The organism is Segatella sinensis (assembly GCF_040095255.1).
GTDB classification, from domain to species: Bacteria; Bacteroidota; Bacteroidia; order Bacteroidales; family Bacteroidaceae; genus Prevotella; species Prevotella sinensis.
Window position 1 is genome coordinate 72,502 of record NZ_JBBNGE010000006.1, and the last position, 24,779, is coordinate 97,280.

17 protein-coding genes are annotated in these 24,779 nt (G+C 48.2%); 9 read left to right on the forward strand and 8 right to left on the reverse strand.

The genetic code is table 11. The annotated features are described in order from the left end of the window. The first annotated feature begins 69 nt into the window (after positions 1 to 69). From AAAT87_RS02965 to AAAT87_RS02980, 4 genes are all read left to right on the forward strand, one after another. A complete protein-coding gene (locus AAAT87_RS02965; protein ID WP_349225572.1) occupies positions 70 to 774 on the forward strand; it encodes a phosphatase PAP2 family protein in 705 nt (234 codons plus the stop codon). Between the two features lie 77 nt (positions 775 to 851). After that, positions 852 to 2,126, forward strand: a complete 1,275-nt coding sequence (locus tag AAAT87_RS02970; RefSeq protein ID WP_294967616.1) for an S-adenosylmethionine:tRNA ribosyltransferase-isomerase — start codon at positions 852 to 854, stop codon at positions 2,124 to 2,126. Between the two features lie 71 nt (positions 2,127 to 2,197). Then, a complete protein-coding gene (locus tag AAAT87_RS02975; RefSeq protein WP_349225573.1) occupies positions 2,198 to 4,171 on the forward strand; it encodes an ABC-F family ATP-binding cassette domain-containing protein in 1,974 nt (657 codons plus the stop codon). Positions 4,172 to 4,197: 26 nt separating this feature from the next. Next, positions 4,198 to 6,231 (forward strand): M13 family metallopeptidase, encoded by a 2,034-nt coding sequence (locus AAAT87_RS02980; RefSeq protein WP_349225574.1) that lies wholly within the window; start codon positions 4,198 to 4,200, stop codon positions 6,229 to 6,231. A 410-nt stretch (positions 6,232 to 6,641) separates the two neighbouring features. Here AAAT87_RS02980 and AAAT87_RS02985 read toward each other — a convergent pair whose 3' ends face one another. From AAAT87_RS02985 to AAAT87_RS02995, 3 genes are all read right to left on the reverse strand, one after another. Continuing rightward, positions 6,642 to 7,625, reverse strand: a complete 984-nt coding sequence (locus AAAT87_RS02985) for a GYF domain-containing protein (RefSeq protein ID WP_349225575.1) — start codon at positions 7,623 to 7,625, stop codon at positions 6,642 to 6,644. Positions 7,626 to 7,665: 40 nt separating this feature from the next. Next, positions 7,666 to 8,940, reverse strand: a complete 1,275-nt coding sequence (locus AAAT87_RS02990) for a clostripain-related cysteine peptidase (protein ID WP_349225576.1) — start codon at positions 8,938 to 8,940, stop codon at positions 7,666 to 7,668. 141 nt (positions 8,941 to 9,081) lie between these two features. Continuing rightward, a complete protein-coding gene (locus AAAT87_RS02995) occupies positions 9,082 to 11,763 on the reverse strand; it encodes a valine--tRNA ligase (protein WP_349225577.1) in 2,682 nt (893 codons plus the stop codon). Between the two features lie 665 nt (positions 11,764 to 12,428). On the opposite strand from AAAT87_RS02995, the gene mazG reads away from it, so the two are divergent. From mazG to AAAT87_RS03020, 5 genes are all read left to right on the forward strand, one after another. After that, positions 12,429 to 13,400 (forward strand): nucleoside triphosphate pyrophosphohydrolase, encoded by a 972-nt coding sequence (mazG, locus tag AAAT87_RS03000; RefSeq protein ID WP_349225578.1) that lies wholly within the window; start codon positions 12,429 to 12,431, stop codon positions 13,398 to 13,400. 73 nt (positions 13,401 to 13,473) lie between these two features. Further along, positions 13,474 to 14,034 (forward strand): lipocalin-like domain-containing protein, encoded by a 561-nt coding sequence (locus tag AAAT87_RS03005; RefSeq protein WP_089543396.1) that lies wholly within the window; start codon positions 13,474 to 13,476, stop codon positions 14,032 to 14,034. Between the two features lie 26 nt (positions 14,035 to 14,060). Beyond that, entirely contained in the window at positions 14,061 to 14,975 is a 915-nt protein-coding gene (locus AAAT87_RS03010) for a ribonuclease Z (RefSeq protein ID WP_349225579.1), read from the forward strand. 83 nt (positions 14,976 to 15,058) lie between these two features. Then, positions 15,059 to 15,613 (forward strand): RNA polymerase sigma factor, encoded by a 555-nt coding sequence (locus AAAT87_RS03015; protein WP_089543394.1) that lies wholly within the window; start codon positions 15,059 to 15,061, stop codon positions 15,611 to 15,613. Next, a complete protein-coding gene (locus AAAT87_RS03020) occupies positions 15,606 to 17,093 on the forward strand; it encodes an outer membrane beta-barrel protein (RefSeq protein ID WP_349225580.1) in 1,488 nt (495 codons plus the stop codon). Before AAAT87_RS03015 ends, AAAT87_RS03020 begins: the two co-directional genes overlap by 8 nt. A gap of 50 nt (positions 17,094 to 17,143) precedes the next feature. On the opposite strand, the gene AAAT87_RS03025 is transcribed toward AAAT87_RS03020, so the two are convergent. From AAAT87_RS03025 to AAAT87_RS03045, 5 genes are all read right to left on the reverse strand, one after another. Then, positions 17,144 to 19,489, reverse strand: coding sequence for a bifunctional dihydroorotate dehydrogenase B NAD binding subunit/NADPH-dependent glutamate synthase (locus AAAT87_RS03025; RefSeq protein WP_349225581.1), 2,346 nt, complete (start codon positions 19,487 to 19,489; stop codon positions 17,144 to 17,146). Between the two features lie 164 nt (positions 19,490 to 19,653). Then, complete coding sequence (serS, locus tag AAAT87_RS03030) at positions 19,654 to 20,946, reverse strand: serine--tRNA ligase (protein WP_349225582.1); 1,293 nt, start codon at positions 20,944 to 20,946, stop codon at positions 19,654 to 19,656. Positions 20,947 to 21,158: 212 nt separating this feature from the next. After that, on the reverse strand, positions 21,159 to 21,449 hold the full coding sequence (gene rpmA, locus AAAT87_RS03035; protein ID WP_006848684.1) for a 50S ribosomal protein L27: 291 nt from the start codon (positions 21,447 to 21,449) through the stop codon (positions 21,159 to 21,161). A gap of 19 nt (positions 21,450 to 21,468) precedes the next feature. Further along, complete coding sequence (gene rplU, locus AAAT87_RS03040; RefSeq protein ID WP_089543391.1) at positions 21,469 to 21,786, reverse strand: 50S ribosomal protein L21; 318 nt, start codon at positions 21,784 to 21,786, stop codon at positions 21,469 to 21,471. Between the two features lie 633 nt (positions 21,787 to 22,419). After that, positions 22,420 to 24,708 (reverse strand): NADP-dependent malic enzyme, encoded by a 2,289-nt coding sequence (locus AAAT87_RS03045; protein ID WP_349225583.1) that lies wholly within the window; start codon positions 24,706 to 24,708, stop codon positions 22,420 to 22,422. Positions 24,709 to 24,779 lie beyond the last annotated feature (71 nt).

A 24,779-nucleotide genomic window follows, 5' to 3' on the forward strand; every position in this document is an offset into this window, starting at 1 on the left:
ATGAAGTGGATGGAGCGTCAGACACTGATATCATTCTACATTCAACATTAAATATAAAACAATAAGTAAATGGATTTTAGTTCGATACAAGATATTGACTTTCAGATACTGCAGTGGTTCAACGGCAGTAACAATGTGATTCTCGACCAGTTGGTGATGGCACTTACTTCGGGTTTCACTTGGATACCGCTCTATCTTGTACTCTTTATCATCGTGATGCGCAATAATGAGACAGTCGGGCAGATTGGTCTTATTGTAGGCTGCGCATTCCTGTGCATCCTTTTTGCAGATGGCATTGCCGAGGGAATCATCAAACCGCTGGCGGCCAGATGGCGACCTTCCAACGATCCGCTGGTAAAATATTCCGTACAGGTAGTGGATAATCTTCGTCTGAAGGACTACAGTTTCTGTTCGGCGCATGCAGCCAATACCATGGCGATAGCCGTGTTCTTCTCGCTGCTTGTAAGGAGCAGGCTGCTCACCTTCACCCTGGTAGCATGGTCGCTGGTGAACTGCTGGACCCGCCTCTATCTGGGCGTTCATTATCCGCTGGACATCGTATGCGGCATGCTGCTGGGCATGGTGGTTGGTACGCTGGTATATCTTTTCTTCCATCGTATGTACCGGCGTATGTCACCGGAAATCAAGTATGTTTCGAATCAATATACCAGTACGGGATATGATTGCGATGACATCGATATGATTATGACCGTTCTGATGCTCACCCTCGTATATGTCATCCTGCGTGCCGTCGTTCTGATGACGGGATTATAATAGTAGTATAATAGCCTTTTCTGAAAAAAGGCAAATCATAAAGTTCAAAGTTCAAAGCTCAAAGTTCAAAGTAAATAATGGATACAAAACATATTAAGATAAGTGATTATAATTACGATTTGCCTGATGAGCGCATCGCCAAGTTTCCTATCTCACAGCGCGACCACAGTAAACTGCTGGTCTATAAGCATGGCGAGGTAAGCGACGATGTGTTCTTCCATCTTCCCGACTATCTGCCAAAGGGTGCCATGATGGTATTCAATAATACCAAGGTAATCCAGGCGCGCATGCATTTCCGCAAGGAGACGGGAGCACTCATCGAGGTGTTCCTGATGGAACCTGCTGCACCTACCGACTATGAGCTGATGTTCCAGACATCGGGTCACTGCTCATGGCTCTGTATGATTGGTAACCTGAAGAAATGGAAAGAGGGAAGCCTGAAGCGAGACTTCGAGATCAAGGGGCATCAGCTTACTCTCTCTGCTACCATGCGCCGTGGAGATGCCCTCAGTGTAGAGGCTTCAGAGATGGTAGCCAAGGGTGGTGGCACCAACTATTGGGTGGATTTCGACTGGGACAACGAGCATGTTTCCTTTGCCGAGATTCTCGAGGTAGTGGGAGAGTTGCCTATCCCTCCTTATCTGAACCGCAAGACAGAAGAAAGTGACAAGACCACTTATCAGACTGTATATTCCAAGATCAAGGGTAGTGTGGCTGCCCCAACAGCCGGTCTGCATTTCACCGATGCGGTGCTCCAGGACCTGGATGCGCATGGCATCGACCGTGAAGAGGTAACCCTTCATGTAGGAGCGGGAACTTTCAAGCCGGTGAAGAGTCTTGAGATAGAAGGTCATCAGATGCATACCGAATATATCGTGGTTCATCGTCGCAGTCTGGAGAAGCTCATCAAGCACGAGTGCCAGGTCATCGCCGTGGGAACCACCAGCGTGCGCACCATCGAGAGTCTCTACTATATGGGTGTGCATCTTATCAAGCATCCTGAGGCAAGTGAAGAGGACCTGCATGTAAAACAGTGGGATCCATACGAGCTGTCGGCAGATGGCAATCTGGTGGATGGCATCAGTCCGGTGCAGGCTATCCAGGCAATCGTCGATTATCTCGACCGCAACGGCTTGGAAGCCTTGCATTCCAGCACACAGATCATCATCGCTCCAGGTTATACCTATAAGATAGTGAAGATGCTGGTAACCAATTTCCATCAGCCTCAGAGCACCCTGCTTCTCCTGGTGAGTGCCTTCCTGCATGGTGATTGGAAGAAGGTATATGATTATGCCCTCTCTCATGATTTCCGCTTCCTGAGCTATGGAGATTCCTCCCTGCTCATTCCGTAAGGAGAAGAAGTCGAGCAATAACAGAACTGCTAATCATAAAGTTCAAAGTTCAAAATTCAAAGTAAAATAGTATGATTTCAGTAGAAGGACTGAAAGTAGAGTTTGGCGTAAAGCCACTTTTCAATGATGTAAGCTTCGTAATCAACGACCGCGACCGCATTGCCCTGGTAGGTAAGAACGGTGCCGGCAAATCTACGATGCTGAAGATTCTCTGTGGCTTGCAGAAGCCAACCTCCGGTGTGGTGGCTATCCCTAATGAAACCTCTATCGGCTACCTGCCTCAGGTGATGAAACTGCAGGATGATACCACCGTGAAGCAGGAAACCCGCAAGGCTTTCGCCCACAATACCGAGATGAAGGCGCGCCTCGACAAGATGCAGCAGGAAATGGCCGACCGCACTGACTACGAGAGCGAGAGCTATGCCCAGCTGGTGGAGAAGTTCACCCAGGAGCACGAGCGCTACATGATGATGGGCGGTGAAAACTACGAGGCGGAAATAGAGCGCACGCTGAGCGGTCTGGGTTTCACCCGTGAAGATTTCGACCGTCCTACCCGGGAGTTCTCCGGTGGATGGCGTATGCGTATCGAGTTGGCAAAGATTCTGCTCCAGAAGCCGGATGTACTCCTCCTCGATGAGCCTACCAACCATCTTGATATCGAGAGTATCCAGTGGCTGGAGCAGTTCCTGGCTCAGAGTGCCAAGGCGGTGGTGCTGGTAAGTCACGACCGTGCCTTTATCAATAATGTAACCAACCGCACCCTGGAGATTACCTGCGGAAGGGTAGAGGATTACAAGGTGAAATACGATGAGTATGTGGTTCTTCGTGCCGAGCGCCGCGAGCAGCAGCTCCGCGCTTACGAAAACCAGCAGAAGGAAATAGCCGATATCAAGGATTTCATCGAGCGTTTCCGCTATAAGCCTACCAAAGCTGTACAGGTACAGAGCCGCATCAAGCAGTTGGAGAAAATCGTTCCTATCGAGGTGGACGAGGTGGATACCAAGCAGATGCATCTCAAGTTCCCTCCTTGTCTCCGCAGCGGCGATTATCCTGTCATCTGCGATGAGGTGAGAAAGGATTATGGCGATCATACCGTCTTCGACCATGTGACCCTTACCATCAAGCGTGGCGAGAAAGTGGCATTCGTAGGTAAGAACGGCGAGGGTAAATCTACTCTGGTGAAGTGTATCATGGGCGAGATTCCTTTTACGGGCAATCTCAAGATAGGTCATAACGTGCAGATTGGTTATTTCGCACAGAACCAGGCACAGCTGCTAGATGAGAACCTTACCATCTTCCAGACCATCGACAATGTGGCTACCGGCGAGATGCGTCTCAAGGTGAACGATCTGCTGGGTGCCTTTATGTTTGGTGGCGAAACTTCCGAGAAGTATGTCAAGGTGTTGAGTGGAGGAGAGCGCAGTCGTCTGGCGATGATCAAGCTCCTGCTCGAACCGGTGAATCTCCTGATTCTCGATGAGCCTACCAACCATCTCGACATGCAGTCGAAGGATGTGTTGAAGGAAGCCATCAAGGCATTTGACGGCACCGCTATCATCGTGAGCCACGACCGTGAGTTCCTCGACGGACTGGTAGATAAGGTATATGAGTTTGCCGGTGGAAAGGTACGTGAGCATCTGGGCGGTATCTACGATTATCTCCGTGCCCACAATGCCGAGAGCATCAGTCAGGCGCTGGCCAGTCAGGGCGTAAGTCAGAATATGTCATCTGCCGGATCTCCATCTTCTTCTTCATCATCATCTGCAGATTCTTCCGAGGCATCCTCCGGCAAGCTCAGCTATGCCGAGCACAAGGAGCAGCAGAAGAAGATTCGCAAGGCTGAGAAGGCGGTGAAGGAATGCGAGACGAAGATTGAAAAGCTCGAAACCCGCAAGGCTGAGATTGATGCCCTCCTGATGAAGCCTGAGAATGCTACGAATATGGAACTCGTTACCGAATATACCGAGCTGATGAAGAGCCTGGATGAGGAAAACGAGAACTGGATGATGCTCTCCGAAGAACTGGAGGAAATCAAGAATTCATAGTTAAAACAATAATAAACAACGAGAAAATGAAAATGAAGTACATCCTTCCGATGATGATGCTCGCAGCCATGCCTTTGGCTGCTGATGCCCAGAACAAGTCGGGACTTGTCTTGAGCAATCTTGACAAGACAGCAAAGCCTGCTGATGATTTCTATCAGTTTGCTACCGGTGGCTGGCAGAAGAACAATCCGCTGCCTGCTGCCTACAGCCGTTATGGTAGTTTCGATCAGTTGGCTGAGAACAACAACAAGCGTATCAACTCTATCCTTGATGAGCTCAAGAAGAAGACCTACAAGGCTGGAACCATCGAGCAGAAGCTTTCCGACTTCTACAAGTTGGCGCTCGATATCGACCGCCGCAACAAGGAGGGCATTGCTCCTGTAAAGCCTCTCCTCGACGAGATTGCAGCTGCCAAGAACAAGGCTGAGCTCCAGAAACTGCAGGTGAAGTATGCCATGCAGGGCTTGGGCGTAGGTTTCGGTACCGGTTTCGGTGCTGACGAGAAGAACGTTACCATGAACATCTACAATGTGATGCAGGGTGGCTTGACTCTCGGTTCCAAGGATTACTACCTCAACAACGATGCTGCTACCGTAGCTATCCGTGAGGCTTTCAAGACCTACGTGGCAAAGATGTTCCAGCTCTATGGCTTCTCTGCAGCCGATGCAGCCAAGAAGGCACAGAAGGTATTCCTCCACGAGACCAGTCTTGCTACTATCTCCAAGAGCCGTACCGAACTCCGTGACCCACAGGCTAACTACAACAAGATGAGCCTGAAGCAGTTTAAGGAGAATTATCCAAATATTCCTCTTGAGGCATTGGCTAACGGCGAGGGTATCAAGAGCGAATATATCCAGGAGATGATTGTGGGTCAGCCTGCATTCATGGCTGGTTACGACAAGATTACTGCTGCAGAGGATGCTGAGACCTTGAAGGCATTGATGGAGTGGAGTGTCATCGGCAGTTCTTCTGCTTATCTCACCGATGAGATCCGTGAAGCAAACTTCGATTTCTTCGGCAAGACCATGAGTGGCAGAAAGGAAGACCATCCATTGTGGAAGCGTGCTACTTCTCAGGTAGATGCTCAGATGGGTGAGGCACTCGGCAGAATCTACTGCAAGAAGTTCTTCCCAGAGTCATCCAAGAAGATGATGGAGACTTTGGTCAAGAATCTCCAGGTGAGTCTCGGTCAGCGTATTGATGCTCAGGAGTGGATGAGTGCAGAGACCAAGGCTGCTGCCCACAATAAGCTCGATAAGTTCTATGTCAAGATCGGTTATCCTAACCAGTGGACTGACTATAGCAAACTTACCATCGATCCATCCAAGAGTTTCTATGAGAACGTGATGGCTTGCCGTCAGTTCCGCAACAATAAGGAGATTGCAGAGAAGGCTGGTAAGCCAGTCAACAGAGACGAGTGGTATATGACGCCTCAGACTGTGAATGCTTACTATAATCCTACCACCAATGAGATCTGCTTCCCAGCAGGTATCCTTCAGTATCCATTCTTTGATGCCAAGGCTGACGAGGCATTCAACTATGGTGCTATCGGTGTAGTGATTGGTCATGAGATGACTCACGGTTTCGACGATCAGGGTCGCCAGTATGACGCCAGCGGTAACCTGAAGGATTGGTGGACCGCTGCTGATGCAGAGGGCTTCAACAAGCGTGCCGATATGTATGCTGATTTCTTCAGCAACATCAAGGTATTGCCTGATCTGAATGCCAACGGTCGCTTTACATTGGGTGAGAACCTTGCCGACCACGGTGGTTTGATGGTATCTTTCAATGCATTCAAGAATGCGACAGCCAAGAAGCCTTTGAAGAACAAGGATGGCTTTACTGCTGATCAGCGCTTCTTCCTTGCTTACGCAGGTGTATGGGGTCAGAACATCACCGAGAAGGAGATTCGCAACCGTGTGAAGAACGATCCTCATGCACTTGGCAAGTGGCGTGTAGATGGTGCTCTTCCTCACATTGATGCCTGGTATGAGGCATTCGGTGTAAAGCAGGGCGACAAGATGTTCATTCCTAAGAATGAGCGTCTGGAGCTTTGGTAAAGATCAAATATCCTATCCCGTTAGTTTTTAAAGTTTTAAAGGGATAAGAATGAAATATGAAAAAGGCTGCGTTACCACCGGATAACGCAGCCTTTTTTGTACCCGATGGTAAATATGGGGAATGATGATAACTAGTATTGATGGTTATCGTAAGTAATATGGTCAGCTATCGTAAGTAATATGGTTAGCTATGGTAAGTAATATGATTTGTCGTAAGTAATATGAAAAGTCTTCGAAGTTAATAAGGATAGTTGTTGGAAGATATAATCTCTGTCGTTGGGATTGTCTATATCTAAAACCGCCAACAGCTGTTGTGCGCTTGCATATCAGCTGTTGTGCGGTTGTCCATCAGCTGTTGTGCAGATGCCAATCAGCTGTTGTGCTATGAAATCCAGACAAATTATATGCCGTTAAAATAACTCCAGGATCTTATCGATTATCTTTTCGATGCTGGAAGAATCGGTGGTCTCTTCGAGCTTCTGGTTGATTTTCTCTTCTACCTTCTTGCTCACTTTATCCGCCGCCTTATCGAAAGCCTGATTGGCTTTCTCTTCCAGTTTCTTCTGCATTCTTGTGCTGAAGTTGCCTTCATCGCTATCAGCCTGGTCCTCATTGGCATTGGCTTCTGAATCTGATCCATCCATATTAGGAGTATCAGAGGATACATTTGATTCTGACTCCTCGATATGGAGATTATCGGCTGATTCCAGCGCTTTCACCATATCGTCGGCATTCATCGTATAGACGTTGCCTAAAATACCGAAACTCACGGTATGCGGCTTGCCGTTGAACTCTACGGAACCCGTAGAGCAAACAATATAGTTGTGGTATTCGAAAAGCTGGTTCATCGCTTCGTCCATCATGCTGCCAGCCATCATCTTGGCTACAGAGCGGAGCGCCTGCGAGAAGAAATTGTTGTCGGTAGGTCCTACCGCCTTTTCTACTGCCTTGCTTGCCTCCGTGCGAACCTTCTCCTTATGAGCATCTGCGCTCGGATTGGTTATGGCAAATATGGCAAGGATGAAAATGATGAGACCTATCACCATCTTCATGGCGAAATGGCTCGTCTTCTTCTTAGGCTGCTGCTGGAAATTCGAATGCATCGCTGCTCCCTGCTGGAATCCCTGCTGATAGGCTTCCTGCTGGGCTTTCTGATAATCCTGCTGATGAGCCTGCTGCTGGTTGGCTTCCTGCTTTTGGGTATTCTGGTTGCTCTGGTTGGCTTCTACTGCTTCCAATACAGCTCTCAGATCCTCTACCTTCCAGGCAGGAGTCCAATCTGCCATACCCTGCTTCCATACCAGTGTTTCGGGACTGATGCCCTTCTGTACAAGTTGGTCGAAACTGAAAGGACCTGCCTGCTGTCCATTGCGATCGATTATAAAAAATTCCATCTTTGTCCTTTTAATTTTTAAATGTTAACATTCAACTTTATTAGTGGGTTGCCTTCCACCATCCAGTCTTCTCTCTTCCCTTGAGGGCTACACTGTGCTGGCTCGGGTCGGAGATGGAAAGGCCGCAATAGCTCTTCACCTGGAAGGTGGTTCCTCTATAGGAATCCTTCAGCATGGTTAATGCCTCATCGGTATGCGCTGCCTCCTTGATGGTTTTCTGCATCTGGGCGGCAAACTGGTCTTTCAGGTAACCGCTTGGCTTGAGGCTATCAACATATACCGACATGTCATAAAACAGGTTGGGAGTGAAGCCGTCGAGAGGTTGGATTGTTTCTAGAGGAATGGAGGAATCGAGCGTATATTTGCTGTTGATTTCCTTCATTACGCTAGCCAGGTTATCCATCTCGCGACAGTCGATGGCTGCCATGTTGCAATAAGGTACTTCGCTGGATTTGTAGAAGTTGACAATACCGTTCACGATGCCGGAATAGTTGGGTGTTGCGGAATTGAGCATGCTCCAGATGCTTCGGTATGGAATGCCCATACCCATCACCTCGCTGCTCGAACTGATGAGATAGTTGGTGACATCCTTCAGCTCGTAGGCTGTCTCCACATTTCCCATATAGCAGGCATCGAAGAGGATGTATTGCATCTTCATTCCGCTCTGTCTGATTCCTTCTGCCAGGGTTGGGATGTCCATGGCATAACTCTTGGAATCTACACTTCCGAAGAAGCGGGTGACTGGAAGGTTTGGGTCGCTACCAAACTGGATGCCGCTGAATGCACTGGATGGCTTGCCGGCTGTGGCTGTGCTTCCGAAGCCAGGACGGGCATAGTTCGGATAATTCACCCAATCTTCTGCATAGGTCCATCCGCATCCATGTACTCCGATGATGAGGGCATAGTTGAGTGCCTCGGCATTTTGCTTCACCTCATTGAGAAGGTTGGCGAATCCCTCTGCCGTGCAATAGCTGTTGTCCTCGTAGGTCTTCACGGGCACACGGTTCACCTTCCTGCTGACGGCATCGTACTGCAGATCGTAGAGTGTGCTCTTGTTGTATTTCTCGCTGAAAAATACCATCACACGTGAGTCACTAAGTCCTTTCTTGGCTACGATACCCTGGCAGATGCTGTCGATGTTGTTTGAAAGGAATTCCTTCAAACCCGAACTGGTGGTACTGCCTGTCCATGGATAATATATCAGGATGGTCTGCTTGTTGACGCTATCCACATCAAAAGCCTCGTCGCTACAACTGGTGAAAGTCATGGCGAACGAAAACATACATATAAATAAGGTGAAAAGCTTCTTGATCATAATTAAAAATGTTGAATGTTGAATGTTGAGTTGTAATCTTGCTAACTAATCAGCTTGCCTAATTCAACATTCTACACTCAACATTCCAGCTTGCCTAATTCAACATTCTACACTCAACATTCAACATTAAATATAATACTGTTACTTCTTCTTCAGTTCCTCGATGGTTGCCTTGAGGGCAGCAATCTTCTCTACAGAGTCGCTCTCCTTCTTGCGCTCCAGGGCAACTACCTTCTCAGGAGCGTGAGCTACGAAGTTCTCATTGCTGAGCTTCTTGCGTACACCCATCAGGAAGCCCTCCAGGTGCTTGAGCTGAGCCTCTGCCTTCTCAATCTCGGCTGCCACGTCGATGAGGTCGCCCAATGGTACGGCAAACTCGTCGGTGCCTACCATGAAGCTGGATGCATCGGCACTCTTCTCGTCGATGACCTCAATCTTGTCGAGGTTGGCCATCTTCAGCGTTACGTCGTTGTAAGCCTCGAAATCGTTCTTGCCTACTACCTGGAGAGACAACTGCTCCTTCTGGGCAATGTTCTTCTGGTTGCGAACGGTACGAACACCGGCGATGATCTGCTTCACTGCCTCAATGTCGGCTGCCAACTTCTGCTCCTCAGCTGTAGGTGCAGGAATCTCCAGCTTCTCGCGCATGATGCTCTCGCCATCCTTGCGGTCGTAGATGTGCTGCCACAACTCCTCGGTGATGAATGGCATGAATGGATGCAACATCTTCAGGAGGGCATCGAAGAAACGGAGGGTAGCGTCGTAGCTCTTCTGGTCGATAGGCTGGCCGTAAGCTGGCTTCACCATCTCCAGGTACCAAGATGAGAACTCATCCCAGAACAGCTTATATACTGTCATCAATGCCTCAGAGATACGGTAGTCCTTGAACTGCTTCTGCATCTCTTCGTTCACCTCCTTGAGCTTGGCATCAAACCACTTCACGGCGATTTCTGCACTCTTAGGCTGCTCGATATCTGCAGTCTCCCAACCCTTGACGAGGCGGAAGGCATTCCAGATCTTATTGTTGAAGTTACGTCCCTGCTCGCAGAGGCTCTCGTCGAAGAGGATGTCGTTGCCGGCTGGAGCACTGAGCATCATACCCATACGAACGCCGTCGGCACCAAACTTATCGATCAAATCCAATGGGTCTGGTGAGTTACCGAGACTCTTGCTCATCTTGCGGCCGAGCTTATCGCGAACGATACCTGTGAAATATACGTGCTTGAATGGCATCTTGCCACGATACTCGTAGCCAGCCATGATCATACGTGCTACCCAGAAGAAGATGATATCCGGACCAGTTACGAGGTCGGAAGTAGGGTAGTAGTAGTTGATCTCCTCGTTGTCAGGATTCTCGATGCCATCAAACAGAGAGATAGGCCACAACCATGAAGAGAACCAAGTGTCGAGGCAGTCGCTCTCCTGCTCAAGATCCTCAGCCTTGATGCAGGCGTTCTTCTCCTGGGCAAGCTTCAGCGCCTCCTCTGCAGTCTCTGCTACCACGAAATCCTTCTTGCCGGCATTGTCGAAGTAGTAAGCTGGGATGCGGTGACCCCACCAGAGCTGACGGCTGATACACCAGTCCTTGATGTTCTCCAACCAGTGGCGATAGGTGTTCTTGTACTTCTTAGGATAGAACTCAATATCATCGTCCATTACTGGAGGGAGGGCGATGTCGGCAAAGTGCTGCATCTTGAGGAACCACTGTGTAGAGAGCTTTGGCTCGATAGGCACATTGGTGCGCTCAGAGAAGCCCACCTTATTATTATAGTCCTCAATCTTCTCCATCAGACCGGCGTTCTGAAGGTCGATGGAAATCTGCTTGCGCACGTCCATGCGGTCCATGCCAACATAGAGACCTGCTGCCTCGCTGATGGTACCGTTGTCGTTGAAGATATCGATGGTTTCCAAACCGTGCTTCAAACCGAGTGCGTGGTCGTTGATATCGTGAGCTGGAGTTACCTTCAAGCAACCGGTACCGAACTCGATATCTACGTATGTATCCTCTATGACAGGAATCTCGCGGTTTACGAGAGGCACGATCACGTGCTTACCCTTCAACCAGGTATTCTTCTTATCCTCTGGGTTGATACACATGGCAGAGTCGCCCATGATGGTCTCAGGACGGGTGGTTGCTACTACTGCATAATATCCCTTCTCATCCTTGTGAATCACGTTCTCCTCGTCCACCTGCTGGCAGTCCTGCTCAACTACATAATACTTCAGATGGTAGAGCTTAGAGTGCTCATCCTTGTAGATAACCTCCTCGTCAGAGAGCGCAGTCTGGGCCTTAGGGTCCCAGTTAACCATGCGCACGCCACGATAGATGAGTCCCTTCTGGTAGAGGTCGCAGAATACGTGGATAACGGCACGGGAGCGGGTCTCGTCCATGGTGAAGGCTGTGCGGTCCCAATCGCAGCTGGCACCGAGCTTGCGGAGCTGCTTAAGGATGATGCCGCCGTGCTCGTGAGTCCAGTCCCAAGCATGCTTGAGGAACTCCTCGCGGGTAAGGTCAGTCTTCTTGATACCCTGCTGAGCGAGGCGGTTAACCACCTTAGCCTCGGTAGCGATACTGGCGTGGTCGGTTCCAGGTACCCAACAAGCGTTCTTGCCCTCCATGCGAGCACGGCGAACGAGAATATCCTGGATAGTATTGTTGAGCATGTGTCCCATGTGGAGCACACCCGTTACGTTTGGTGGAGGGATCACCACTGTATAAGGTTCACGACCATCTGGCTTAGAGCTGAAAAGCTTGTTGTCGAGCCAGTACTGATACCATTTACTTTCCACTGCTTGTGGATCGTACTTACTTGCTAATTCCATTGTTTCTATCTAATTTTTATTCTTTTTCTTTCTTTTTCCTTAAAAAACGGTGCAAAGATACTAATTTTTGGGCGAAAAATACTATCTTTGCATCAAAATTATTAATTTTTGCACAAAACGATGGTTAGTAAATATGAATTGGGATATTATGGGAGCTTGGTTTCTCTTCAATGTGATGGTGTGTGTGGCTGCTGTGTCTTTCGCCATTTTCCTTAATACGAAAGCGGGAAAGAAGTGGAAGAAGAATCTTTAAAATTATGGAACTGACCTTTCGCAAGTGGTTTAAGTACGCCCTGAAAGGGCAGAAATAAAGATGGCAAGCTGGCTCCACACGCCCTGAAAGGGCAGAAGCTCCTAGCCCAGGGCATCGCCCTGGGTATATTGGCAGTCAACAAGGCGCCCTGTAAGGGCAAAAGCTTTGTATGTTAAAAGCTTTGTATGTTGGCTGGTACTTGAAAGCTTTTGCCCTTACAGGGCGATAGGCTTGCGTCCATAAATCCCCAGGGCGATGCCCTGGGCTAGGAGCTTCTGCCCTTTCAGGGCGTATGGGGGCAACCCTCGTTGATGCATGGCGTATGGGGCGTACCTCGTTAGTTCTGTGCGTGGGGCTTATTTGTGAACTTGAATGTAGAATATTAAACACTTGAATATAATATATTTAAACAATGCATACGAAAGAAGAAAAGTTAGCGGCGTTCAGCCGCTTGCTGGATGTGCAGGACCGTTTGCGCCTGCAGTGTCCATGGGATAAGAAGCAGACATTCGAGAGTCTTCGTCCGAATACCATAGAGGAGACTTTCGAGCTTTGTGATGCCTTGATGAAGCGCGATTACAAGGATATCAAGAAGGAGCTGGGCGATGTGCTGGAGCACGTGATGTTCTATAGCATCATCGGCAGAGAAGACGGCGAGTTCGATATCTGCGATGTCTGCAATCAGGAAGCTGATAAGCTGATGTTCCGCCATCCTTTCATCAACTGGAAGGAAGAAGGTAACTGGACTGTGGCGAATCCTGATATGTATATCAATGATGAGGGACAGGTGGTATATAAAGAAACTGATGAAGCAGAAAACGGGAAGGCAAAGGCTGCCAATACGGAAGAAACTCGGAAGGCAGAAACTGCCAATTCTGAAGAAACCCTGGCTCTTGGAGCCAGCAAACCCAAGAATGCAGCCTCGGTTGAGAAAACCTGGGAGCAGATCAAGCAGCAGGAGAAAGATGGCAACGAGCGCGTTCTGAGCGGTGTGCCAAATTCCCTGCCATCCCTTATCAAGGCCTATCGCATTCAGGACAAGGCACGAAACGTGGGCTTCGACTGGAAGGAGAAGGAGGATGTATGGGACAAGGTACACGAAGAACTGGAAGAACTCAAGGCAGAACTTGCCAAGGGAGATAAGGAAAACTCTACCCAGGAACTCGGCGATTTCCTCTTCTCCGTAATCAATGCAGCCCGTCTCTACAAGCTCAATCCGGACAATGCGCTGGAGAAGACAAACCAGAAGTTTATCCGCCGTTTCAACTATGTAGAAGATCATTCGCTCAAGCAGGGTAAGAATCTGAAAGACATGAGTTTGGAAGAAATGGATAAACTGTGGGATGAAGCCAAGAAACAGGAAAGACTTCAGAAGGAATCGTAAGCTTCAATAGGAGGAGCTTCATGATAAACAAGATAAATAGAACGTTTTTATAACAACAAAAACTATAAGGATTATGAAAAGATTAGTTTATATGATGATGGCTTTGGTGGTACTCTTTGCTGCCAATAGCTGCAAGGATAAGAAAACCGCACAGGTAATCACTCCTACAGATTCCCTTGATCTGGAGGAAGTTGCCGATGATTCAACCATCTACGGTGTTTGTGGTGAGGGAACATCCATGCACAATCTGGAGCTGATTTCTGATGAGGGAGATACGCTCTCTGTCTTCATCGATGATGAGCAGCCAGACATCGTGCTGGGTGGTTTGCTGGCAGGCGACCGCATCGCTCTTATCGGTTACAAGGCACAGGATGGAGAGATGATGGCACAGAAAATCATCAATCTTACTTCACTCTTGGGCAAGTGGACTTCACTCGACAAGAACTTCGACTTGCTGGAAGGTGGAGAGGTAAAAAACAATGTGAAGGCTGAGACCAATCCTTGGACTTCATGGAAAATCCTGAATGGAAAGCTCCTGCTCAACAAGGATACCTTTGCCATCGATAAACTGGGCTCTGACAGCTTGATGCTGGAGAATACCCAGGGAATCTATGTCTTCAAGCGCCAGGAGTAAATTGTCATTCTAAATTTTAGATTAAGTTGGAACCATTTAAGATACATATACTGGGGTGTGGCAGTGCGCTGCCAACTCTGAAACACAATGCTTCCTCGCAGCTCATAGAGATGCGGGGAAAGTGCTATATGATAGATTGTGGCGAGGGTGCACAGATGCAGTTCCGTCGTTCCCATATCCATTTCTCCAAGCTCAATGCCATCTTCATCACCCACATGCATGGCGACCATTGCTTCGGATTGATGGGCTTGCTTTCTACACTGGGAATGCTCGGACGAACATCTAAGTTAAGAGTCTATGCTCCAAAGGATTATGCTACTCTGTTTAAACAACAGATTGAATTTTTTATGCAGACGATGGAGTATGAGATGGAGATGATTCCGGTAGATACGGAGAAACAGCAGATTATCTACGAAGATCATTCTCTGTCTGTGGAGACGGTGCCTCTGAAACATCGTCTGCCATGCTGCGGCTATATCTTCAGAGAGAAGCCTACGCTGCCTCATATCAAGAGGGATATGATAGATTACTACGGCATCCCAATCAGTCAGATCAACAACATCAAGAATGGGGCTGACTGGACCAACGAAGAGGACGAGGTGATTCCGAATGCCCGTCTGGTGACACCTGCCGACCCGCCTCGCAGTTATGCCTATATGAGTGATACCCGATATATTCCGAATCTCTGGGAAAAGGTGAAGGGGGTTACCGTGCTTTATCATGAAAGTACTTATACTTCGGAGCAGGAAGACCGGGCTAAGATCTACAACCATAGTACGGCGAAGCAGGCTGCGATGGTGGCAAAGGCTGCCGGGGTAGGCAAGTTGCTTCTGGGACATTATAGTGCGAGATATAATGATGAGACGGTTCTGCTGAAAGAAGCCAAAGAGGTTTTCGAGGAAAGCTATCTCACCAATGAGGGAATGGTCATCTCGGTATAAAAACAACCTTGCATCAAAAAATTTTGGTTTTTGGTGCAAGGTTTTGTGTTGATATTCGTTTAATATATAAATGATAGAGAAAATTGGAATCTGAAAAACTACTTTTGCACGACATCAAAGGCGGCAGTCGGGCGGCGATGCACCGGCTCTACGACCGCTACGTAGGATATGCCATGGCGGTAGCGCTGAGGTATGTCCCTTTACGTGATGATGCGGAGGATGTGGTGCAGGATAGTTTTGTGAAACTTTTCTCTGGTATTGCCAACTTCGAGTACAGGGGAGAAGGTTCGCTGAAGGCGTGGTTTCTCCGGATTGTGGCAAATGAGGCTATCAGCTTTACCAGAAGGCAGAGTCGCATCACTTTCGTGGATGAAGTTCCGGAAGATGTGAGTGACGACGAACCGGAGGTAGAAAGGGTGCCGCCTGCCGTATTGACGAAGATGATAGGTGAATTGCCCGAGGGCTATCGACTGGTTCTGAACATGTTTGTGTTTGAGCAAAGAAGCCATAAGGAGATTGCTGATCTGCTGGGCATCAAGGAGAGTACCTCTGCTTCGCAATATCTAAGAGCCAAGAAGTTTCTGGCAAAGAAAATAAATGAATATCTAAATAATATAAACGAGAAAGAATATGAGTAATCAAGATTGGACAAGCAAACTTCAAGAGCAGTTGGCAGGCTATCAGGAGCCTGTCAGCCACGACTTGTGGGCAGGCATTGAACAATCGCTTGCTCAGAATAATATAGAATCTGTTTCGTCGAATCCACAGACGATAGCTTCAGAAAGCTCAGAATCTACAGATTTACACGTTGGTACAGAGGCTAAAAAGAATGCCAGGATTGTCTATTTCAAGCGATGGTCTGCGGCAGCAGCTGCTGTGGCATTATTGGGAATAGGTGGAAGCTATGTTTATCTGCATCAGGAGGATGTAGAAAAGGGGAATTTGCAATTGGCTGTATCCCAGCCAGCTCCATCTCACGTTGTTTCAGCGGATTTGCAATCCGCTGCATCTCAACCCGCTCCATCCCACGTTGTTTCAGCGGATTTGCAATCCGCTGCATCCCAACCAGTTCCATCCCACGTTGTTTCAGCGGATTTGCAATCCGCTGCATCCCAACCAGCTCCATCCCACGCTGTTTCAGCGGATTTGCAATCCGCTGCATCCCAACCAGTTCCATCCCACGTTGTTTCAGCGGATTTGCAATCCGCTGCATCCCAACCAGTTCCATCCTCCGTTGTTTCAGCGGATTTGCAATCCGCTGCATCTCAAAAGAAGGCGAGTGATGTCCTTAAAAAAGAATCTGAGAATGAAATCTCTTTGCTTGCAGAGAAATCCGATCATAAGGCCTTAACCCGCTCTACCGATCATCATGCGGAAGCGTATGCTTCTCAATCTTATCATTTTGAAAAAAATGAAGAGGTTTCTGGCTGGTCGATGCAACTCTATGCCGAAAACCTGACGCCAAGTCTGGGAGGGGTTAATTCAGATGCGTCTGGAGGCTATAATGATTTTAGCTATGGAACGATGGCAGAACCGATGCCTGGAGTCATCCCTGATCCAACGGCTGGAGGCATATATGGAGAAGAATATCTCTTGGCATCCTATAAGGCGATTCAAAGAAGCCAACAGGGGAATGCCAAGCATCATGCTCCAGTTTCCGTAGGTTTGCAGGTAGCCTTTGGCATTGCACCTCGTCTGTCTTTGAGCACGGGTTTGGTATATACTCGCACTTCTTCTGATTTTTATCCATACGCACCAAGTAGTAGCTACAATGTTCATCAGGTGCTTCATTATGTGGGTATTCCGGTGGGATTGAATTATGAATTCTGGCAGAGTGGAGGCTTCCATGCTTATGTGATGGCTGGTGCTGAGGCTGATTACAATGTGAAGAATGATACCGAAGAAGAAGGAGTAAAGAAAGAGAATGCCAAGCGAGACAGAGTGCAGTTCTCTGGAAAGGCTTCGCTGGGTGCGCAGTATGACATCACACCAAAGGTGGGTCTGTATATCGAACCGGGTGCTAAATATTATTTCGATAACGGAAGCCATGTGGAAAATACCTTCAAGGATAAGAAGTTGAATTTCAATCTCCAGTTCGGTTTGAGATTCAATCTATAGTATAAAAAAACAGAACTTTCGCACATGCGAAAGTTCTGTTTTTTTTAAATCTATTTCTTCAAAAGCTTCTCACTCATGTTGAGCGCAGCCTTTCTACCATCTCCCATAGCGAGGATCACGGTAGCGCCACCTCTTACGATGTCGCCGCCAGCATAGATTTCCTCAATAGAGCTCTGCATCTGGTCATTTACGGCAATCGTATTCTTTCTGCCGAGTTCCAATCCCTCGATGCTCTGAGGAACGAGAGGATTAGGGCTTACACCAACGGCTACGATTACCTGGTCGCACTCCAAAGTGATGGTCTCGCCTGTAGCTTCCGGACGGCGACGGCCGCTGGCATCTGGCTCACCGAGCTGCATCACATCCAAGACTACTGCCTTTACTGCGCCCTTTTCATCAGCCTCATATTCCTTTGGATTATGTAAGGTCATGAAGTTGATGCCTTCTTCCTTGGCGTGCTTCACCTCTTCAAGTCGGGCTGGCATCTCTGCCTCCGAACGGCGATAAACCAATGTAACCTCGGCTCCCAGACGCTTAGCGGTGCGGCAGCTGTCCATCGCTGTGTTTCCACCACCTACAACAACCACCTTCTTACCCAGGTTGATAGGGGTGTCGGTATGAGGGTTGGCTGCATCCATCAGGTTCACACGGGTAAGATACTCGTTGGATGACATGATGTTCAAGGCATTCTCGCCAGGGATATTCATGAAGTTAGGAAGTCCTGCTCCCGAACCAATGAAGAATCCCCTGAATCCCTGCTCTTCCAAATTCTTCACGGAGATAGTCTTGCCCACGATGCAGTCGGTAATGAACTTCACACCCATCTTCTGGAGATTCTCTATCTCTACATCCACGATGGCATTTGGCAATCGGAACTCTGGAATACCATATTTCAATACACCGCCAATCTCGTGCAGAGCCTCGAACACGGTGACGTCGAATCCCTTCTTCGCCATATCGCCGGCAAAGCTCAAGCCGGAAGGACCTGAACCCACTACCGCCACCTTGATGCCGTTTGCCTCATCGCATTCTGGCACAGAGATGTTGCCACTCTGACGCTCGTAGTCGGCTGCAAAGCGCTCCAGGTAGCCGATGGCTACGGCTGGCTCGTTCATCTTGAGATGTACGCACTTGCTCTCGCACTGTTTCTCTTGAGGACAAACACGACCACAAACGGCTGGGAGGGCAGAGGTGTTCTTCAGAACCTTGGCTGCGGCAAGGAACTGCCCACGCTCGATGTTCTTGATGAAGGATGGGATGTTGATGCTCACTGGGCAGCCCTCCATACAGGTAGGCTTCGGACAGTCGAGACAGCGCTTTGCCTCTGTCAAAGCCATCTCCTTGGTCAAACCGATGTTTACTTCCTCGGTGCGGGTAGTTGCACGATATACTGGGTCCAGCTCTGGCATCTTCACGCGCTCGATAGCGGTGCGTTCCTTTGCTTTCATCGATGCACGTAACTCCTTGCGCCACTCTGCGTTACGGTCTGTCAGTTCTTCTATTGGTGCATCGGTAGGCTCCACATCCATCGTAATGTCTGTAGTCTCCTTCTTCTTCTCTGCATCCACTGTAGCCAGATGCTCCTCGAAGTGCTCCATCTCCTCGCGCTCTACATCCTTGAAAGTGCCCATACGCTTGAACATCTCATCCCAATCTACCTGGGCGCCATCAAACTCCGGACCATCGATGCAGACAAACTTGGTCTTGCCGCCAATGGTGAGACGGCAGGCTCCGCACATACCGGTACCATCTACCATGATGGTATTGAGCGATACATCAGTAGAGAGATTGTATTTCTGGGTAAGGAGGCAGCAGAACTTCATCATGATAGGAGGACCGATGGCGAACACCTTATCTATATGTTCCTGGTTGATGAGCTTTTCGATGCCCACGGTTACTACGCCTTTTTCGCCGTAGCTTCCATCATCGGTCATGATGATGAGTTCGTCGCTGGATGCACGCACCTCATCTTCCATGATGACGAGGTCCTTGCTTCTACCAGCAATCACGCTGAGCACACGGTTGCCTGCTGCCTTGAGTGCCTTGATGATAGGGAGCATGGGAGCTACACCTACGCCACCACCGGCACAGATCACGGTACCGAAGTTCTCGATGTGGGTAGGGTTTCCGAGTGGTCCCACCGCGTCGTGAATCTCATCGCCCTCGTTCAGAGCGCAAAGCTTGGTAGAAGAAAGTCCTACCTTCTGTACCACCAGCGTGATGGTGCCTTTCTCTATATCGGCATCGGCGATGGTCAGCGGCATGCGCTCGCTGTTGTTATCTACACGGATGATGACGAAGTTGCCAGCCTTGCGGCTCTTGGCGATGAGTGGAGCTTCCACATCGAAACGGAATACCTTTTCTGAGTATTGTATTTTCTTGATAATCTTGTTCATGGGCTATTAACTTTTTATGTTGAATACTATCTGTGTTTCTATTTCTTATTAGTTGTCTTGATGTTTGCTCATGGTATATAAAATGCAAAAGAATAACTGCGGCCGCCTTTATGGGGTAGCCGAAGTTATCCTCGTACAATATGTTTTATTTAAATTTTATCGAATTAATCGAAGTTCTTGTCATCGAGCATCTCGAATCCGCAGTAAGGAACCAATACCTTAGGTACGCGGATACCCTCTGGAGTCTGATTGTTCTCCAGGATGGTTGCTACGATACGTGGCAAGGCGAGAGCAGAACCGTTAAGGGTGTGGCAAAGCTCAATCTTCTTGTCCTCTGCATGGCGGTAGCGGCAGTGGAGTCGGTTAGCTTGGTAGCTCTCGAAGTTAGATACTGATGAAACCTCCAACCAGCGACCCTGTGCTGCACTCCATGTCTCGAAGTCGTAGCAGATAGAAGATGTGAAGCTCATATCACCACCGCAGAGACGGAGGATGTGGTATGGCAACTCCAGCTTCTTCAAGAGACCCTCTACGTGGTCGAGCATCTCGTTCAGGCTCTCGTATGAGTGACCTGGCTTGTCGATGCGTACAATCTCTACCTTGTCGAACTGGTGCAGACGGTTCAAACCACGAACGTCCTTGCCATAGCTACCAGCCTCACGACGGAAGCAGGCAGAGTAAGCGCAGCGCTTGATAGGGAGATCCTTCTCATCGAGGATAACGTCGCGGAAGATGTTGGTTACAGGAACCTCGGCTGTAGGGATGAGGAAGAGGTTGTCGAGATTAGCGTGATACATCTGACCCTCCTTGTCTGGCAACTGACCTGTGCCACGACCAGAATCCTCGTTAACTACGTAAGGAGGCTGAATCTCCAGGTATCCGCTCTTGCGGGCCTCGTCGAGGAAGAATGCCTCGAGGGCACGCTGGAAGCGAGCCATCTTGCCGATATATACAGGGAAACCAGCGCCTGTGATCTTCACACCGAGGTCGAAGTCAACGAGGTTGTACTTCTTCAGGAGATCCCAGTGGCAGAGAGCGTCTTGGCCGAGGTTAGGCTTTTCGCCGCCTTCCTTTACAACTACATTGTCTGCAGCATCCTTACCTTCAGGAACCTGCTCGCAAGGAATGTTAGGGATTTCGAGCAACTGGTTGGTCATATCATTCTGAGCCTTCTCCATGATTTCTTCCAGAGCCTTGGCATCAGCCTTGAGCATAGCTACCTGAGCCTTAGCGCTCTCAGCTTCCTCTTTCTTGCCTTCCTTCATCAGGGCACCAATCTGCTTGGCAAACTGATTAGCCTGCTGCTTGTTGTTATCCAACTTCTGCTGAGCTTCGCGACGAATCTTGTCGTACTCCAAAACTTTCTCTACTGCCTCACGAGCATTTGGAAAATGCTTCTTTTCGAGACCTTTAACTACACGTTCAGTTTCTTCACTGATGAGTTTAAGTGTAAGCATAAAATTTCTTTTTTATATTAATTTTCCTATTTGAAGGCAAAATTACAAAAAATATTTGTGATAGCGCAAAAAAATGCCAACTTTTTTGCAGAGAAGGGTAGAATTAAAGTTTTTTCGTGGTTTTTATGGGGTTAAACGAAGAAAGCCTGCTCTAGGTATGAGCAGGCTTCTATGTTGTTTGTTTGGAATAGTTTTTTCTAAAACTTTAAAATTTAAGCGTCAGCTTTCTTAGTCTTCTCAGCGTAAACCTCTGGAGAGAGAACAGAAACTGTACTCTTGTCCTTGCGGCCCTTGTGGAAGTAAACGATACCATCTGCCAAAGCATACAATGTATCATCCTTACCCTGAGCTACGTTCTCACCTGGAAAGTGCTTGTTGCCACGCTGGCGAACGATGATGTTACCTGCGATGATGCTCTGACCACCCCAGATCTTAACGCCTAATCTTTGTGAAGCTGATTCACGGCCGTTCTTAGAACTACCAACACCTTTCTTATGTGCCATTTTCTAATTCCTCCTAATTTTAAGCGATTACAGATTTGATTGATACCTCTGTGAACTGTGCACGGTGACCGTTCTTCTTGCGATAGTCCTTGCGGCGCTTCATCTTGAAGACGATAACCTTGTCACCCTTTACGAGTGGGTTCACTACTTCTACTACTACTTTTGCACCCTCTACAGCTGGTGCACCGACAGTGATTGCGCCGTCCTTGTCAACGAGCAAAACCTTGTCGAACTCAACAGTCTGACCTGCCTCAACATCCTTGATGTGATGTACGAAGAGCTTCTTGCCCTCCTCAGCCTTGAACTGCTGACCGTTAATTTCTACGATTGCGTACATTTAATTATTTATATAAACGGGTTTTTCCGCGAGGCGTCCTGCATCGTGCCGGATCTTTACCGAGCCCCAACGAACTTAACTTTTTCTGTTATATTTGCCCAATCTATGAGCATTCGGGGTGCAAAATTACTTATTTTCTATGAAATAAGAGAATAAAGAGATGAAAAACCTTCTTCTTTTAGGAAGAATTAACAAAGAAGTAGGGCTTTTAACAAAAAGCGGGTATAAGACGTAGGGTTGTTAACAAAAAAGTGGGTATAAACAAAAAAAAGCGATGACCTTCACAGGCTACCGCTCCAAATCTTCAATAGGTATTAGTTTTCCTTAAGGTGAAAAGATTGTTTTCAGGATAACTGCTGCAAAGGTAAGGCATTTTTTTGATATCTCCAAATCTTTTTGAAACTTTTTTTTGGCTAATGTCAAGTGTGTAGGTGCAAAAAGGTAATATTTAACTCCCGTTAACAGAAAAGGGGTGCAAACGTTTTCATTTTGTTAGATTGGGTATAGATTCTTTTTATACGAAAAAAGGACAGAAACTTTCACAAGCTTCTGCCCCTCCCTAAACATATTCATAATCAATCTTTTGCTATTACTAGCATAATTTCCGATATTTAATAACTCTTATTTAAGAGGTTATTTCTGATTCTTGATCTTCTCTACGTAAGCATCGATTACAGCTACGGCTGTGATGTTTACGATATCCTGTACACTGCTCTCTGAGTCAGTGAAGTGGATAGGCTTGTTCAATCCCATCTGGATAGGACCAATGATTTCTGCCTCTGGGTTCAATCCCTGGAGAAGCTTGTATGCACCATTTGCACTGCTCAGGTTAGGGAATACCAAAGTATTCACATCCTTGCCCTTGAGACGTGAGAATGGATACTTCTCATCGCGGAGATCCTTGTTGAGTGCATAGTTTACCTGCATCTCACCATCGATGGCGAGGTCTGGGAATTCCTTCTGCATCTCTGCCACTGCCTTCTTTACCTTTATAGGAGAACCGATGGCATCGGTACCGAAGTTAGAGTAGCTCAACATAGCCATTACTGGCTCCTCGTTGAAGAACTTCACGGTGCCGGCAGACAACTTGGCGATATCGGTGAGGACATCCTCGTCTGGGTGACGGTTGATCAGTGTATCAGCGATGTAATATACGCCCTTCTGAGTGTTGAGGATGTGCATGGTTCCGAATGTCTTGTACTCATCACGGATGCCGATAACGTCCTTGGCTACCTTGATGGTATTGCTGTACTTGGTATAGAGACCAGTGATGAATGCATCAGCATCACCCTGCTCAACCATTGACATACCGAAGTAGTTGCGCTCGTACATCTTATCGTAAGCCTCTTCGAAGCTGTAACCCTCGCGGGCACGCTTCTCTGCCAGGTGCTTGGCAAACTTGGCACGGCGACCCTGTTCGTTGTCAGCACGCATATCTACAATCTCGATGCTTGAGAGGTCGAGCTTCAATCGGCTTGCCACACGGTTCAGACGGTCAGGGTTGCCCAACAGGATAGGCTCGCAGATACCCTCGTTCTTTGCCTGGACTGCAGCCTTCAGCATGGTTGGGTTACCGCCCTCTGCGAATACTACGCGCTGTGGGTGGAGGCGGGCTGTATCGTGGAGCTTGCGGGTGAGCTTGGTCTCCTGGCCGAGCAACTGGCGCAATTCCTGCTTGTACTTCTCCCAGTCTTTGATAGGGGTGCGAGCTACGCCGCTTTCCATTGCTGCCTTGGCTACTGCTGCAGATACCTCTGTAATCAAGCGTGGGTCAACTGGCTTTGGAATGAAGTACTTAGGACCGAATGTGAGGTCGTTTACGTGATATACGTCGTTCACTACGTCTGGCACTGGCTGCTTAGCCAGGTCGGCGATGGCGTGAACGGCAGCCATCTTCATCTCCTCGTTGATGGCACGGGCGTGAACGTCGAGCGCACCACGGAAGATATATGGGAAACCGATAACATTGTTAATCTGGTTTGGATAGTCGGAACGGCCTGTTGACATCAATACGTCTGGACGGCTGTCCATAGCATCCTCGTAACTGATCTCTGGAACAGGATTGGCGAGTGCGAATACGATAGGGCTGTCAGCCATAGAGCGGATCATATCCTTAGAGAGTACGTTACCCTTGCTGAGTCCTACGAATACATCGGCACCCTTCACAGCCTCTTCGAGTGTGTGAACATCACGGCGGTCGGTAGCGAACAACTTCTTCTGTTCTGTCAGGTTCTCACGGTCGCTTGTAATTACACCCTTAGAGTCGAGCATGACGATATTCTTCACCTGTGCACCGAGGGCAACGTAGAGCTTGGTACAGCTGATGGCTGCAGCTCCGGCACCGTTAACCACGATCTTCACGTCCTCAATGTTCTTGCCAGCTACTTCGAGGGCATTCTTCAAACCTGCAGCTGAGATGATGGCAGTACCATGCTGGTCATCGTGCATCACAGGGATGTCGAGGGTCTTCTTCAGACGCTCTTCGATGTAGAAGCACTGAGGCGCCTTGATATCCTCCAGGTTGATACCACCGAAAGTAGGTGCGATCTTCTCAACGGTCTCGCAGAATTTCTCTGGATCTTGTTCGTCGATTTCGATGTCGAAGACATCCACTCCACCATAAATCTTGAACAGCAATCCTTTACCTTCCATTACTGGCTTACCGCTCATCGCGCCGATGTCGCCGAGTCCGAGCACAGCAGTACCATTGCTGATCACAGCTACCAGGTTACCCTTGTCTGTGTATTTGTAAACTTCGTCTGGGTTTTGCTGAATCTCCAAGCATGGGAAAGCTACACCTGGTGAATACGCCAAACTCAAGTCCGTTTGTGTGTGATAAGGTTTTGTTGGTTTAACCTCAATCTTACCAGGACGGCCTGCTGCGTGATATTCGAGAGCCGCCTCTTTTGTGATTTTTACCATAACAATGTATTGGTTTAATGATTCTATTTCTTTCTATTTTTCGCAAAAAATGCGTTTTATCTTAAAGATTG

Excerpts from the sequence above, each read along its gene's own strand:
- AAAT87_RS03020 (WP_349225580.1), top strand. The coding sequence starts at position 15,606 with ATGAGTAATCAAGATTGGACAAGCAAACTTCAAGAGCAGTTGGCAGGC.
- serS (WP_349225582.1), bottom strand. The coding sequence starts at position 20,946 with ATGCTTACACTTAAACTCATCAGTGAAGAAACTGAACGTGTAGTTAAA.
- AAAT87_RS02980 (WP_349225574.1), top strand. The coding sequence starts at position 4,198 with ATGAAAATGAAGTACATCCTTCCGATGATGATGCTCGCAGCCATGCCT.
- AAAT87_RS02995 (WP_349225577.1), bottom strand. The coding sequence starts at position 11,763 with ATGGAATTAGCAAGTAAGTACGATCCACAAGCAGTGGAAAGTAAATGG.
- rplU (WP_089543391.1), bottom strand. The coding sequence starts at position 21,786 with ATGTACGCAATCGTAGAAATTAACGGTCAGCAGTTCAAGGCTGAGGAG.
- AAAT87_RS02990 (WP_349225576.1), bottom strand. The coding sequence starts at position 8,940 with ATGATCAAGAAGCTTTTCACCTTATTTATATGTATGTTTTCGTTCGCC.
- mazG (WP_349225578.1), top strand. The coding sequence starts at position 12,429 with ATGCATACGAAAGAAGAAAAGTTAGCGGCGTTCAGCCGCTTGCTGGAT.
- AAAT87_RS02965 (WP_349225572.1), top strand. The coding sequence starts at position 70 with ATGGATTTTAGTTCGATACAAGATATTGACTTTCAGATACTGCAGTGG.
- AAAT87_RS02985 (WP_349225575.1), bottom strand. The coding sequence starts at position 7,625 with ATGGAATTTTTTATAATCGATCGCAATGGACAGCAGGCAGGTCCTTTC.
- AAAT87_RS03045 (WP_349225583.1), bottom strand. The coding sequence starts at position 24,708 with ATGGTAAAAATCACAAAAGAGGCGGCTCTCGAATATCACGCAGCAGGC.
- rpmA (WP_006848684.1), bottom strand. The coding sequence starts at position 21,449 with ATGGCACATAAGAAAGGTGTTGGTAGTTCTAAGAACGGCCGTGAATCA.
- AAAT87_RS03025 (WP_349225581.1), bottom strand. The coding sequence starts at position 19,489 with ATGAACAAGATTATCAAGAAAATACAATACTCAGAAAAGGTATTCCGT.
- AAAT87_RS03005 (WP_089543396.1), top strand. The coding sequence starts at position 13,474 with ATGAAAAGATTAGTTTATATGATGATGGCTTTGGTGGTACTCTTTGCT.
- AAAT87_RS02975 (WP_349225573.1), top strand. The coding sequence starts at position 2,198 with ATGATTTCAGTAGAAGGACTGAAAGTAGAGTTTGGCGTAAAGCCACTT.
- AAAT87_RS02970 (WP_294967616.1), top strand. The coding sequence starts at position 852 with ATGGATACAAAACATATTAAGATAAGTGATTATAATTACGATTTGCCT.